Origin of the sequence: Rhodococcus sp. TAF43 (genome assembly GCF_052113525.1) — a bacterium.
Classification (GTDB): domain Bacteria; phylum Actinomycetota; class Actinomycetes; order Mycobacteriales; family Mycobacteriaceae; genus Prescottella.
In genome coordinates, this window is the sequence record NZ_JBFRDL010000035.1 from 12,659 (window position 1) to 24,921 (window position 12,263).

A 12,263-nucleotide genomic window follows, 5' to 3' on the forward strand; every position below is an offset into this window, starting at 1 on the left:
TCACTCGGCGCGTTCGGCACCCAGCACGTCCAGGTGGGGGGAATTGGTATCGAGAATGTGGGCCTTGAGGGCAGCGAGGCTGCTGTCGAGATCCCCGGTACGGAAGGTGTCCACGAGTCGACGGTGGTCCTCGAGGAATGAGGTAAGGGCCCCGGTCCTACCGGTTTGCAGGGCAAAATGCATCCGAATCCGTTGATGGATGGAATCCCAGATGCTGCGGGCGGTCACCGAATCGCATGAATCGACGATCAGTTCGTGGAATCGGATGTCGGCGATGTTGAAGGCCTCGATATCGCCGCCGTCGACGGCGCGCTCCATGTCCGCGAGCACCACCGAGAAGGCGTCGAACACGTCCGAGTCGAATCGCTTCAGCCCCTCTTTCAGGGCGAACTGCTCGACATCGACTCGGATGGGCAGCAGCAGTCCCTCTACCTCGTTGCGAGAGATCGAGGCCACTTCGGTACCGGTATAGGGCGTCGAAATGATCAAGCCCTGCAGTTCGAGAACGACGAGAGTTTCACGGACGACCGATCGGCTGACGCCGTACTCGTCCGCCAGTTCCTGCTCGATCACGCGAGAACCCGGAGCCAGCTCGCCGTTGAGGATCTTCCGGCTGAGCTCCGCGACGAGCCGGTCCTTGAGCGAGAGTTTCACGAGTTTCCCCACTTCGACATCCCTTCATCGTCAATCGATTGACGATTGTCGACAATAATTGATCGTGATCTCCGACACAAGCCGGTCGCATCTGGGGCACCCAGTCCTCCACCGACGGTCATGGTTCAGTTCCGGTGCCTGATCTCGGGAATGCAGATCCCGTCGAGGCATCGACGAGCCCCGAAGTTGGCCGCCTTGGCGACAGAGAAGGTGTGGGGAGTACGCACGCGACGGACCGTCTCAGCCGGCACACCACCGCATCGTCGAGGTGAACGGGTGCAGGCCGGTGCCGGTGACGAGCCTGCACGCTGGCACCGTCACTGCGGCGCGCAGTCGTCCTGCACGACACGGCCGGACGCGAGGAACTCGGTCACCAGCCCACCGCAACTCGAGCCGACCGTGGAACCGTGCACGCTGTCCTCGATCGTGAGGAGCCGACCGCCCATCGCGTCGTGCGCGTCTAGTGCCCACGGGTACGGCGTCACGAACTCGTCGCGGTGCCCGATGATCAGCAGGTCGGTGCCGGTGTTCGCCACGGAAGTCGGCTCTCCGTCGAGTGGCCAGCCCGTGCACAGACTGATGCCGGGCACGTCGGAGTCGGCCGGGAATTCGATGCGCCGCTGCGGGTCTCGTCGAATGTCGGCGTTGAGCGCCCGATGCTCGGCCAGCTGGGTCTCGGTGTCGCCGACGGGTCCGAGGCTGTTGCAGATGTACGCGGTTCCCGCCGTCGGGTTCACCGCGTGTTCCAGGAAGTCCTCGGTCGACGGATCGAGCGGCGTGTCGTCGCCCGCGGCGCCGGGATCAGTGTCCGACGGCACGTCGGGCTCGTCGGGGGCGGGCGCATCCTCCCCCTCCGGCACGATGTCGTTCGGCTCGGGCACGAGCCCGGGCGGAGCATCCGGGTCGGCGGTCGCGAGCACTCGCAGAGCCTCGGCAGCGGATGTACCCGTGTAGTCCATGCTGTCGAGCACCACGCGGCGCAGATGTTCGGGGAAGCGGGACTGCAACTCCGCCCCGAGGACCGTGCCCCACGAGACACCGAGGAAGTCGACGGTGTCGAGACCGAGGGCCCGCCGCACCGCGTCCAGGTCGCGGGCCGCGTTCGCGGTGGTCATGCTCGCGACGAGGCCGGGATCGACGCCGACACAGTCCGCGTTGGCCTCCGCGATCGATTCGGCGTACGCGGTGAGGGCGGCGTCGTCGGTGTCGGGATCATCCGGCTCGGGACACGCGAGGCCGGTCGAGGCACCGGTCCCGCGCAGGTCGATGCCGACGACCGTGCCGCCGATACCGAGCGACGATGCGACCGTCGCGGCCATGCTGCGTCCCTCGACTCCCGGACCGCCCGGATTGACGAACAGCGTGGGGGCGCCCGGATCGGTGCCGGCGACCCGGCTCAGTGCGAGTTCCACTGTCCTGCCGTCGGGGTCGTCGTAGTCCAGTGGCACGTCGACGCTCGTGCACTGCAGACGCTCGACGACGCCCGGGTCGATGCCCAGATCCGTCACGTAGTCGGCCAGGTCGCCGCACGGACCCCACCCGAGCGACAGCGAGGTGGCCGTCTCGGTCGCGCCGGCGCAACCGGACAGGACCGCGCCGCACACGGTCGCGAGCACTACCATCGGTCGCCGCGCCGTCACCGGGCTCCGCTCGCCGCGAGGAACCGGGTGGTCGCAGCGTCGGCCGGGAAGAACGATTCGATCGCCAACTCCGACACCGTCACATCCATCGGGGTGCCGAATACCGTTGTCGTGCTGAGGAACGCGAGATCGTGACCGTTCACGCGGAGGCGCAGCGGCACCACGAGCGAGACCCCGCCCTGAGGAACCGCGTTCTCCCCACCGGGATAGGCCGCCAGTTCGTCGCGCAGACAGTGCAGCTCGCGGTCCCCGGTCGCCTCGATCTGGTGGTCGAGCCGGTGCAGCACGTGTGCCCGCCACTGCCCGAGGTTGGTGATGCGCGGCGCCATCCCGTCCGGGTGCAGGCTCAACCGCAGCACGTTGACGGGCGGCTCGAGCAGCCAGGCGGCGGCGCCGTCGGTGAGCAGTCCGATCGCCGAATTGGCATCGATCATGTTCCAGTGCCGGTCGACGACGACCGCCGGCAGCGGATCGTGCGCCGCGAGAATCTGCGTGACGGCGTCGACCACCGCCGACATGGGGACGTCGGCGAGCACGTGCTCAGGGAACGCCGGGGCGAAGCCGGCCGCCAGCAGCAGCGTGTTGCGGTCGCGCAACGGAATGTCGAGCTGTTCGCCCAGACGGAGCAGCATCTCCCGCGTCGGCTGCGCGCGGCCGGTCTCGAGGAAACTGACGTGCCGCGTCGACACCTCGGCGCGATTGGCCAGGTCGAGCTGGGTCATCCGCCGATGCCCCCGCCACCGGCGGAGCAGTTCCCCGACCGGCTCGGTGGTCGTCTCCTGTGCCGCGGTCATGGCACCACAGTAGAAGCTCCGGGGAACGGTCCCCATTACCTCCGAGGTAATCGACCGGACGCCGCATGCCGGGCAGATTCGTTTCCGCAGGCCGCCGACCGGCAGCCCACCGGAAACGACGGAGCGAACGATGAACGACTTCGACACCCTGATCCAGCGCTACCTGGCCACCTGGAACGAGACGGACACCGGCAAGCGTGATGCGATGGTCGCCGAACTGTGGGCCGACGACGGCCGCTACGTCGATCCCATCGGCGCCGCCGACGGTCCGGCCGCGGTGAGCGCGCTGATCGGCTCCGTGCAGCAACAGTTCGCCGGCATGCGTTTCGAACTGGCCGGCGGCATCGACGCACACCACGATCAGGCCCGCTTCACGTGGGAACTCGGCCCCGTCGACGGCGAGGCGCTGGTGGTCGGGTTCGACGTCCTCGAACGCGACCACAACGGCAGGATCCGACTGGTTCTCGGGTTCCTCGACAAGGTCCCCACGGCCTGACGGGCGAGGTCGCGCCCGCGACACCCCGCGGAGCTACGAGCCGAACATGATCAGGTCGGCGATACCGGCGAAGAAGTTCCAGGTGTCGGCGAAGATCTGGCCGACCACTGCGGCGAGCGGCCACAGTGGTTCGGGCAGACTTCCGAGCGGGTTCGGACCCGGAGGGCTGGCGTTCGCGACACCACCACCAACGAGCAGGAGCACACCCACGAGCGCGACGGCGGCGGTAATCCTGATCCTGTTCATACCCGGTGTATCCGGGCGGATCGGTCGCCCGTTACCGCCGTCGCGGATCGCGTGCGCCGAGCGCGCGGTAGCAGGCGCCGAGGTCACGCAGCGCCGACACCACTTCGGAGGGATCGTCGGTGTCGGCCTGCAACACCTTGCGGAGCAGCGCGGGGTCCAGGTCGTCCGTTGCCGCGCAGTATTCGACGGCGGGCAGCTCGGGCAGGTGCGCGCCGTCGCCGAAGTAGTCGTCGGCCCCGGCCGGCGGCTGCTCGTCCTCGCCCCCGACGCTGCGGATCAGGGTATCGAGGTCCAGGCCGCGGAGGGCGAGCATCGTGAGGGGATCGTGGTCCACCCGCTCGGCCAGCAGGTAGGCGACGGCCGCGACGTGCTTGCACGGCCAGCCCGGGTCGGGGCACGTGCAGTCGAAGTCAAGTTCGCCGCTGCTGCCCGGCAACAGCATCGGCGCCAATTCCTGCGGCACAGCGCCGGACGCGAGCGCAGCGAGCATGCCCGGCGTCGAACGCACCGTCTCCACGAACGCCGCCACCTCGTCGTCGTCGAGGGTGCGCAGCGTCAGCACCGAGGTGAACGGCGCGATCTGGCTGCCCTGCACCTCGCCGGTGACCCGTCCGGGCGCGATGTGGAGGGCCACCACCTGGCCGCCGCGGGCATAGGTGCGTCCGCGACTGAGCCGGCCGGTGTCGCCCGCCCGCTCGAGTACCTCGGTCAGGGCGCGGCCCCACCACCCGCGTGCGAACGCGCCCCGCTTGGACTGCGCCTCGACACCACCGACCACCCGGAGCCGCGGGCCGAAGCCGCGGAAGTCCGGGCGTCCGTCGCGAGGACTCATCGACACCACCTCGTGCAGGCTCTCATTCGCCGACCGCCTCGTCGCCGAGGGTGAGCAGGTCGTGCAGTTGGTCGGTGCTCATCTCGGTGATCCACCGCTCGCCCGTGCCCACCGCGAGGTCGGCCAGTTCCTGCTTGGTGGAGAGCATCGCGTCGATGCGTTCCTCGAGTGTCCCGACGCACACGAGCTTGCGGACCTGCACGTCGCGCCGCTGCCCGATCCGGAAGGCCCGGTCCGTCGCCTGGTTCTCCACCGCCGGGTTCCACCAGCGGTCCAGGTGGACAACGTGATTGGCGGCGGTGAGGTTCAGTCCGGTGCCACCGGCCTTGAGGGAGAGCAGCATGATCGGCGGTCCGTCGTCGCCCTGGAACTGCTCGACCATGCGGTCCCGTCGCGCCTTGGTGACGCCACCGTGTAGGAACGGCACCTCCACCCCGAACCGCTCGGACAGGTACGGCACCACCAGGTCGCCGAACTCGCGGAACTGCGTGAACAGCAACGCCCGTTCGCCGTCGGCGGTGACCGATTCGAGGATGTCCTCGACCAGGCCGAGCTTGCCGGACCGGTGCCGGCCGCGGCGCAGCACCCCGGACCCGTCGCCGAGGAAGTGCGCCGGATGGTTGCACACCTGCTTGAGCCGGGTGAGCGCCGAGAGCACCGCTCCCTTGCGCTGCATGCCCTCGGTGTCCTTGATCTGCTTCAGCATCTCGTCGACCACCGCCCGGTACAGCGCGGCCTGCTCCACGGTGAGGTTCGCCCGCACCGTCATCTCGAACTTGTCGGGCAGGTCCGAGATCACCGTCGGATCGGTCTTCACGCGCCGCAGGATGAACGGCGAGGTCACCGCCCGCAGGCGGGACACCGCCGCCTCGTCCTGCTCGCGTTCGATCGGCACGGAGAACCGGGCCCGGAAGGCCTGTGCGCTGCCGAGCATGCCGCGGTTGACGAAGTCGAGGATCGAGCGCAGCTCGTCGAGACGGTTCTCCACCGGGGTGCCGGTGAGCGCGATCCGGTGCTGCGCGGGGATGGCGCGCGCGGCCCGCGCCTGCGCGGTGGCCGAGTTCTTGATGTGCTGCGCCTCGTCGAGCACCACCCGCCGCCACGCCTGCTCCCCCAGCGCCTCGACGTCGCGGGCCAGCAGCGAGTACGTGGTGATGACGAGGTCGCTGTCGCGCACCGCCGACGTCAACTCGTCACCGCGGCTGCGCCCGGCGCCGTGGTGCACGTGGACCCGCAGGTCGGGCACGAACCGGGCGGCCTCGCGCTGCCAGTTCCCGACCACCGACATCGGGCACACCAGCAGCGTCGGATGTTCGGACCGTTCGTGGGCCAGCAGCGCCAGCAACTGCAGCGTCTTGCCCAGGCCCATGTCGTCGGCGAGGACGGCGCCGAGCCCCGTCTCGCTCATGAACGCGAGCCAGTCCAGGCCGCGCTGCTGATAGGGCCGCAGGATCGCGTGCAGCCCCGCCGGCTGCGGCACCGGCGTCGGCTCGAGGGTGCCGTCGAGCAGGGTGCCGACCCACCCGGTGGCGTGCACCTCGTCCACCGGCACCGGGGGACGCTCCGCCTCGGTGAGCTGCCCGAACAGCCCGCCCAGGGTGCCGTCCTCGCCCGAGTTGCGCTGCGTCACATAGCGGGCGGCCTGCGCGAGGACGGTGTGATCGGCCTGCACCCACTTCCCGCGCAGGCGCACCAGATCGCTCTGGGTGCCCGCCAGCCGGACCAGTTCGTCGGGGGTGAGCACGACGTCGCCGAGCGCGAGTTCCCAGTCGTAACCGACGATCTCGTCCATGCCGACGGCACGGTCCTCGGCCGCCGCGGGCACCGGGGGCGAGGACACCTTGACCCGCAGCGACGGCGAGACCACCGCCCACGCGCGCGGCAACAGCAGCGTGATCCCGGCCGCGGTCAGCTCCCGCGCCCCGTGCAGCACCAGATCGGTGACGACCGGGGTGGGCAGCAGCAGGTCGAGGCTGTCCGGGTCGGTGGGCACGTCCCGCAGCCGCGGATACGCCGCGACCGCGGCCGCGAGCTTGCGGACCCCGATCTCGAGCAGGCGGGAGTCCGTGCGATGCAACAGGATCGGATTGGGCGCCTCACCCTCGGGCCGCAGGCACACCTGCAGGCGCCACAGCGCGTCGTCGAGGAGTTCGGGTTCCGCGCCCGCCTCGTCGGTGTCCTCGGCCTGCCCCTCCGGCTCCACCAGCCGCAGCACCAGTTCCGGTTCGTCGACGGTGAGGCTGCCCCGCCACGCCTCGAGACCACTGGCCATCCGGTTGTTGCCGCCGTCGTACGGCTCGCCGCGCAGCAGCGCCCGCAGCAGCGGGTGGTCCGAGTCCCGATCCCCCAGCAGCTCGCGCACCACCGCATCGGTCAGCTCGGCGACGAAGTCGTCGAGGATCTCCCGCGGGCTGCCCTCGTGCCGCTGCACCGGCGGCATCGCCGCGGCCAGCTCCGCGAGCCACGCGCGCTGCCGCTCGCCACCGAGCAGCCGCCACCGCGGCCACCAGTGCCCCTCCGCCCGGTACAGCTCGGGCACGACGCGCCCGGCGCGCGCCCAGCGTTCGACGCCGCGGGCCACGTGCGCCAGGTACCGCAGGTCGCCCGAGATCCCCGGAACGCCGTCCGGCACCGCGAGCAGGACGTCGGCGGCCTCGGCCGGAGCCAGCGCCAGGACCGGCACCCGCAGCGGCTCCACCCCGACCGCGGCGGGCACGTGCACGGTGTGGTGGCGGCGGAAGCGTCGGCGCAGCACGCGGCCGAGCGCCTCGGGCAACTCGGGCAGCTCAGAGTTCGGGCCCCGCCACAGCATGAGGCCCGCTCCCGGCGACCAGAGCCCGTGCAGCATGCGGTCCATCCAACCAGCCGCCGMCGACAAACCTGGAGTTCGCCCCGTCACCAGGCCCATACTGGGCAGACGCACAACCGGGAGCGGTCATGACGATCATGATTCAGGTCTTCGAACAGGTGTATTCGCCCACCACACCGTGGCAGCAGCGCAAGGTCGCCTTCGTCGACGCCGACCACATCGTCGCGATGCGCCTCGACGGCCAGTCCGGGGTGTGGCTCGACGTCACCAAGCAGGGCGAATCGCATCGGCTCGCCACGACGAGCTCGCCGGAGCAGGCCATCTACTTCCTGCTCAGCGTCTTCAGCACCATGGCCGAGTGCCGACAGAACGGCGGGTCGTGGCTGATCGGCCACGACGGCGTCGGCGCCGGTTCGATCCGCGCCGCGAAGTTCCCGCACTCCTGACGTCCCCTGTCGGTGCGGTCCGGCACACTGACCGCGGCAGGTGAGCGTCCGGGGAGGGGCAGCGGTGAGACGGGTTCGGGTTGTGCTGTGCGCCGCGGCGGTCGCACTGGTGTCGTGGTCGGCCGGGTGTGCGATCGGGCCGAGCACGTCGGCGCCCGCTCCCGGTAGCCCCACCCGCGCCGCGATCGACGACCTCCTCGCCCGTGCCCAGGTGGTGGCGTCCCGTCCCGACGCGCCCGGCTACCAGCGCGGCTGCAAGGCCGGCCAGGGCTGCGTGTTCGGCCCGTCGTGGTCCGACGACCATTCCGGACCCGCGGGCCACGACGGCTGCGACACCCGCAACAACGTCCTGGCGGCCGACCTCACCGACATCACGTTCCGGGAGGGCACCCGCGACTGTGTCGTGATCGCGGGCGTGCTCGCCGACCCGTACTCGGGCCGGCGCATCGAGTTCACCAAGCAGGACGCGGGCGCCGTGCAGATCGATCACGTGTACCCGCTCGCCGCGGCGTGGGACATGGGTGCCGCCACGTGGTCGCCGGAGCAGCGACGTGATTTCGCGAACGACGTCACCTACAACCTGCTGGCCGTCAGCGGACCGGAGAATCAGGCGAAACGCGACAGCACACCGTCGGACTGGCTGCCGCCGGATCCGGCGTACCGGTGCTTCTACGTCGGCAAGTATCTCGGGGTCGCCGTGCGCTGGGGACTGCCGATCACCGCGGCGGACCGAGACGCGATCGACGATGTCGCCGCCGGGTGCGCGTGACGAGTTCCCCGCGCGAGGTCGGGCCGCCGGTTAGCGTGGACGGGTGAGCCGAACGATCACCGGAGATGTCAGCAAGGACACCCGCCTCTGCATGTCGCTGTCCGGACGGCCGAGCAACATCGGCACCCGTTTCCACAACTATCTCTACGACGAACTGGGCCTCGACTTCGTCTACAAGGCGTTCACCACCACCGATCTGCCGGCAGCGGTCGCCGGGATCCGCGCCCTCGGGATCCGCGGGTGCGGGGTTTCGATGCCGTTCAAGGAGGCATGCATCGAGCACGTCGACGTGGTGCACCCGTCGGCCTCGGCGATCGACTCGGTCAACACGATCGTCAACGAGGACGGCGAACTGCACGCCTACAACACCGACTACCAGGCGGTCGCCGATCTGCTGCACCGCGCCGAGCTGAGTCCGGAACTCACGGTCGCGGTCACCGGCAGCGGCGGCATGGCCAAGGCCGTGGTCGCGGCGTTGCGGGACAGCGGCTTCCGGACCGTCACCGTCGTCGCCCGCAACGCGGACACCGGTACCGCTCTCGCGCGAACCTACGGGTTCGAGTGGCAGCCCGAACTCGGCGCCGCGCACCCGCAACTGCTGGTGAACGCCACCCCCATCGGGATGGCCGGCGGCCCCGAATCCGACGCGCTGCCGTTCCCCGAGGCCGCCGTCGTCGCCGCGCAGGCCGTGTTCGACGTGGTCGCGCTGCCGCCCGACACGCCCCTGGTCCGGCTCGCCACCGAGCACGGCAAGACCGTCGTAACGGGCGCCGACGTCATCGCGCTGCAGGCGGCCGAGCAGTTCGTGCTCTACACCGGAGTCCGCCCCACCGACGAGCAGATCCGGCGGGCGTCGGAGTATTCGAGGTCCTAGATGGCCGAACTGCCGCCCGCCGAACCGGGAGAGACGCCGAGCGCACGCCTGGCGCGCAACTTCAGCGAGCTCCTGCAGGAACTGCGGGTGGCGCAGGCGGGAGTGCAGATCCTGTTCGCGTTCCTGCTCGCGATCGTGTTCACCGACGTCTACGCGGAGCAGTCGGCGTACGTCCGAGGACTGCACCTGGTGACGATGCTGTGCGCCGCGGCGTCGTCGGCGCTGCTGATCGCGCCGGCGGTGTGGCACCGGATCCTGTTCCGGCACCGGCGTCGGGAGGAGATCCTGCGCTACGCCAACCGGTGCGCGCTCGCCGGCTCGGCCTTCCTCGCGGCCACCATGACGGGGACGGTCCTGATCGTCGCGGAGGTGGCCGTCGGCGGGTGGTTCGCGAAACTGATCGGTGTGGCCACGGCGGTGGTGTTCGTGGGGCTGTGGTTCGTCGTGCCGCGGCTGCTCCGTCCGGACGACGAGCTGCCCGCGTGAATTCCGCGCTATCGTCTGAACTCATGGCAGCCCCCGACGAGCCCGAGCCTCGCGCCGAGGCCTATCCCGCACTGTGGCCGGTACCCACCCGCTGGGCGGACAACGACCACTACGGGCACGTCAACAACGTCACCTACTACTCGTACTTCGACACCGCGGTCAACGGATGGCTGATGGCGAGCACGGGCCTCGACATCCGCGAGCTGCCGGCCATCGGGATCGTCGCCGAGACGTCGTGCCGGTTCGTCCGCGAGCTGTCGTTCCCCGACCAGCTGCACGTGGGTCTGTCCGTGGAACGGCTCGGCACCAGCAGCATCGTGTACGCGCTCGCGATCTTCCGCGAGGACAGCGACGGGATGCTCGACCTCGCGGCGACAGGTCGGTTCGTCCACGTCTACGTCGACGCAGAGACTCGCCGCCCGGTCCCGATCCCACCCGAGATCCGCAGCGCCGCACACCTACTCACCACGGATGCCAACTGACTCCGCTCAGTTCAGGCCCACGGCATCCGCGGTGGCGACCGCGCGCCTGACGACGCCGTCGATCAGTTCGGCGGTCGGTCCGCCCCGCTCGGCGCGGTTGCGGGGATCGTCCGTGGTGCGCCGCAGCACCCCCTCGGCGATGATCGCGAGCTTCCACAGCGCCAGCACGTGCCAGAACCCGACCGCGGACGCATCCCGTTTGGTCTCGTGGACGTACACCTCGACCAGCTCGTCCCGCATCGGGAATCCCTCGAGCGTCGACGCCATGAACGGGCCGGCGACGCCGTCGCCCCGTTCGGGCCAGTAGGCGAGCAGACCGCCCAGGTCGGCCAGCGGGTCGCCGAGTGTGGACAGCTCCCAGTCCAGCACCGCCACGACGCGACCGTCGTCGGGCGAGGTGATGACGTTGCTGAGGTGGAAGTCGCCGTGTACCAGCGTGGTTTCGGTCTGCTCCGGGACGTTGCGCGCGAGCCGGGCGGCGAGTCTCTCGATGTCGGGCAGGTCGTGTGTCTTGGACTGGGCCCACTGCGCGGACCACCGCTTGAGCTGGCGCTGCGCATACGGTGCGTGGCTCGCGAGGTCGAGCAGGCCGGCGCTCTCGAGGTCCACACGGTGAATGCTGGCGAGCGCCTTGGGAAGCGACAGGCCGATGGCGCGGCGGCGCTCGGGGCTGAGCTGCTCGGCCACGGCTTCGTGGTCGATCACGAGGCCGTCGACGTAGCTCATCAGCACCAGTGGGACATCGGTGACCGCCGGATCCGTCGTCAACGCAAGCATTTTCGGCACCGGGACGTCGGTGCCCTGCAGCGCGGCGAGGATGCGGTGCTCACGAACCACGTCGTGCGCGGACGCCAGTAACTGTCCCAGTGGCGGACGCCGCAGCACCCAGCGTCCGCCGCCCGAATCACGAACGGCGAAGGTGAGATTCGACTGCCCGATCCCGATCCGCTCGAACGACAGCGGCGCTATCGCGCCGACTCCCAGGCCGGCGATCCATGTCGAGACGGCATCCTCGTCGAGACCCACAATGCCCACTTCACACCACTCCCCTGCCGCGTCTCGTGTGTTGCTCCCGTTTGGTTGAACAGTTCGAACAAGCTGCTGAAAACAGTCGGCGAAACGGCCGATTCCACGGCGTCGAACACACCCCCGCCAACATCCGTCCGCCGATGCTAGCCGCCCGAAAGCTCCGATGCGGGCATTACGGCGCGCGGCCTTCGGCGGTGCGCTCGAGCAGCGGGGCGGTCCGCGGCCCCACCAACTCCCGCATCACGAGCGCCATGTTGGTGCGCTCGACACCCGGGATCTTCAGGATCTGCCCCGCGAGCCGGTAGAGGTCGTCGGCGTCGGTCGCGACCACCTTCACCGACAGATCGGTCAGGCCGGTCATGCCGTACACCTCGACCACCTCGGGGATGTCGGCGAGCGCGTCGACCACGGCGTCGAGCTGGTGCTGGTCCACCCGGGTGGAGACGAAGGCCGCGAGCGGATAGCCCAGCGCCCGCGGATCCACCAGCCGGTCGAATCCGCCGATGGCACCGGATCCCTCCCACCGCGCCAGCCGCGCCTGGACGGTGTTGCGGGAGAGCCCGAGCCGCTGTGCGAGTTCCACGCCCGTCGCGCGGGGATTGTGCGACAGCTCGAGCAGCAGTCGGGCATCGGTGCCATCCAGAGTGGTCATATTTCGCAGTGTGCCCGCCGAAGCACCCCCGGAGTTGTGCATTGTGCTGAATCG

The 12,263-nt window shown here is 69.9% G+C and carries 14 protein-coding genes; 6 read left to right on the forward strand and 8 right to left on the reverse strand.

The window, feature by feature from the left end:
- From AB4Z09_RS19680 to AB4Z09_RS19690, 3 genes are all read right to left on the reverse strand, one after another.
- Window positions 1-666 (reverse strand): GntR family transcriptional regulator, encoded by a 666-nt coding sequence (locus tag AB4Z09_RS19680; RefSeq protein ID WP_114722226.1) that lies wholly within the window; start codon window positions 664-666, stop codon window positions 1-3.
- A 305-nt stretch (window positions 667-971) separates the two neighbouring features.
- Complete coding sequence (locus AB4Z09_RS19685) at window positions 972-2,294, reverse strand: alpha/beta fold hydrolase (protein WP_442240494.1); 1,323 nt, start codon at window positions 2,292-2,294, stop codon at window positions 972-974.
- The gene (locus AB4Z09_RS19690; RefSeq protein ID WP_442240495.1) at window positions 2,291-3,088 is read right to left on the reverse strand and encodes a helix-turn-helix domain-containing protein; all 798 of its coding nucleotides are present in this window, start codon (window positions 3,086-3,088) and stop codon (window positions 2,291-2,293) included. Before AB4Z09_RS19690 ends, AB4Z09_RS19685 begins: the two co-directional genes overlap by 4 nt.
- A 130-nt stretch (window positions 3,089-3,218) precedes the next feature.
- On the opposite strand from AB4Z09_RS19690, the gene AB4Z09_RS19695 reads away from it, so the two are divergent.
- On the forward strand, window positions 3,219-3,584 hold the full coding sequence (locus AB4Z09_RS19695) for a nuclear transport factor 2 family protein (RefSeq protein ID WP_114722228.1): 366 nt from the start codon (window positions 3,219-3,221) through the stop codon (window positions 3,582-3,584).
- Between the two features lie 33 nt (window positions 3,585-3,617).
- Here the strand turns inward: AB4Z09_RS19695 and AB4Z09_RS19700 are convergent, their stop codons facing one another.
- The 3 genes from AB4Z09_RS19700 to AB4Z09_RS19710 are packed head-to-tail and all read right to left on the reverse strand — an operon-like array spanning window position 3,618 to window position 7,510.
- On the reverse strand, window positions 3,618-3,830 hold the full coding sequence (locus tag AB4Z09_RS19700; protein WP_114722229.1) for a hypothetical protein: 213 nt from the start codon (window positions 3,828-3,830) through the stop codon (window positions 3,618-3,620).
- Between the two features lie 31 nt (window positions 3,831-3,861).
- Window positions 3,862-4,662, reverse strand: a complete 801-nt coding sequence (locus AB4Z09_RS19705; RefSeq protein ID WP_174909438.1) for an SWIM zinc finger family protein — start codon at window positions 4,660-4,662, stop codon at window positions 3,862-3,864.
- Between the two features lie 22 nt (window positions 4,663-4,684).
- Window positions 4,685-7,510 (reverse strand): DEAD/DEAH box helicase, encoded by a 2,826-nt coding sequence (locus tag AB4Z09_RS19710; protein WP_174909436.1) that lies wholly within the window; start codon window positions 7,508-7,510, stop codon window positions 4,685-4,687.
- Between the two features lie 89 nt (window positions 7,511-7,599).
- On the opposite strand from AB4Z09_RS19710, the gene AB4Z09_RS19715 reads away from it, so the two are divergent.
- The 5 genes from AB4Z09_RS19715 (at window position 7,600) to AB4Z09_RS19735 (ending at window position 10,528) form a co-directional block, all read left to right on the forward strand.
- The gene (locus AB4Z09_RS19715) at window positions 7,600-7,917 is read left to right on the forward strand and encodes a hypothetical protein (RefSeq protein WP_442240496.1); all 318 of its coding nucleotides are present in this window, start codon (window positions 7,600-7,602) and stop codon (window positions 7,915-7,917) included.
- 64 nt (window positions 7,918-7,981) lie between these two features.
- Window positions 7,982-8,686 carry an HNH endonuclease family protein gene (locus AB4Z09_RS19720; protein WP_174909434.1) on the forward strand — a complete coding sequence of 235 codons (705 nt, stop codon included), beginning with the start codon at window positions 7,982-7,984 and terminating at the stop codon, window positions 8,684-8,686.
- 43 nt (window positions 8,687-8,729) lie between these two features.
- Window positions 8,730-9,560 carry a shikimate 5-dehydrogenase gene (locus tag AB4Z09_RS19725; RefSeq protein WP_174909432.1) on the forward strand — a complete coding sequence of 277 codons (831 nt, stop codon included), beginning with the start codon at window positions 8,730-8,732 and terminating at the stop codon, window positions 9,558-9,560.
- Complete coding sequence (locus AB4Z09_RS19730) at window positions 9,561-10,046, forward strand: DUF6328 family protein (RefSeq protein ID WP_174909430.1); 486 nt, start codon at window positions 9,561-9,563, stop codon at window positions 10,044-10,046. It begins immediately after the preceding gene.
- A 23-nt stretch (window positions 10,047-10,069) separates the two neighbouring features.
- Window positions 10,070-10,528, forward strand: coding sequence for an acyl-CoA thioesterase (locus tag AB4Z09_RS19735; protein WP_174909428.1), 459 nt, complete (start codon window positions 10,070-10,072; stop codon window positions 10,526-10,528).
- A gap of 6 nt (window positions 10,529-10,534) precedes the next feature.
- On the opposite strand, the gene AB4Z09_RS19740 is transcribed toward AB4Z09_RS19735, so the two are convergent.
- Together AB4Z09_RS19740 and AB4Z09_RS19745 are read right to left on the reverse strand one after the other, a co-directional pair.
- A complete protein-coding gene (locus AB4Z09_RS19740) occupies window positions 10,535-11,563 on the reverse strand; it encodes a phosphotransferase family protein (RefSeq protein ID WP_174909426.1) in 1,029 nt (342 codons plus the stop codon).
- Window positions 11,564-11,729: 166 nt separating this feature from the next.
- Complete coding sequence (locus tag AB4Z09_RS19745; protein WP_114722237.1) at window positions 11,730-12,209, reverse strand: Lrp/AsnC family transcriptional regulator; 480 nt, start codon at window positions 12,207-12,209, stop codon at window positions 11,730-11,732.
- Window positions 12,210-12,263: the final 54 nt, after the last annotated feature.

Coding starts and splice junctions, on each gene's coding strand:
- AB4Z09_RS19745 (WP_114722237.1), bottom strand. CDS start 12,209: ATGACCACTCTGGATGGCACCGATGCCCGACTGCTGCTCGAGCTGTCG.
- AB4Z09_RS19705 (WP_174909438.1), bottom strand. CDS start 4,662: ATGAGTCCTCGCGACGGACGCCCGGACTTCCGCGGCTTCGGCCCGCGG.
- AB4Z09_RS19700 (WP_114722229.1), bottom strand. CDS start 3,830: ATGAACAGGATCAGGATTACCGCCGCCGTCGCGCTCGTGGGTGTGCTC.
- AB4Z09_RS19715 (WP_442240496.1), top strand. CDS start 7,600: ATGACGATCATGATTCAGGTCTTCGAACAGGTGTATTCGCCCACCACA.
- AB4Z09_RS19730 (WP_174909430.1), top strand. CDS start 9,561: ATGGCCGAACTGCCGCCCGCCGAACCGGGAGAGACGCCGAGCGCACGC.
- AB4Z09_RS19735 (WP_174909428.1), top strand. CDS start 10,070: ATGGCAGCCCCCGACGAGCCCGAGCCTCGCGCCGAGGCCTATCCCGCA.
- AB4Z09_RS19690 (WP_442240495.1), bottom strand. CDS start 3,088: ATGACCGCGGCACAGGAGACGACCACCGAGCCGGTCGGGGAACTGCTC.
- AB4Z09_RS19695 (WP_114722228.1), top strand. CDS start 3,219: ATGAACGACTTCGACACCCTGATCCAGCGCTACCTGGCCACCTGGAAC.
- AB4Z09_RS19710 (WP_174909436.1), bottom strand. CDS start 7,510: ATGCTGCACGGGCTCTGGTCGCCGGGAGCGGGCCTCATGCTGTGGCGG.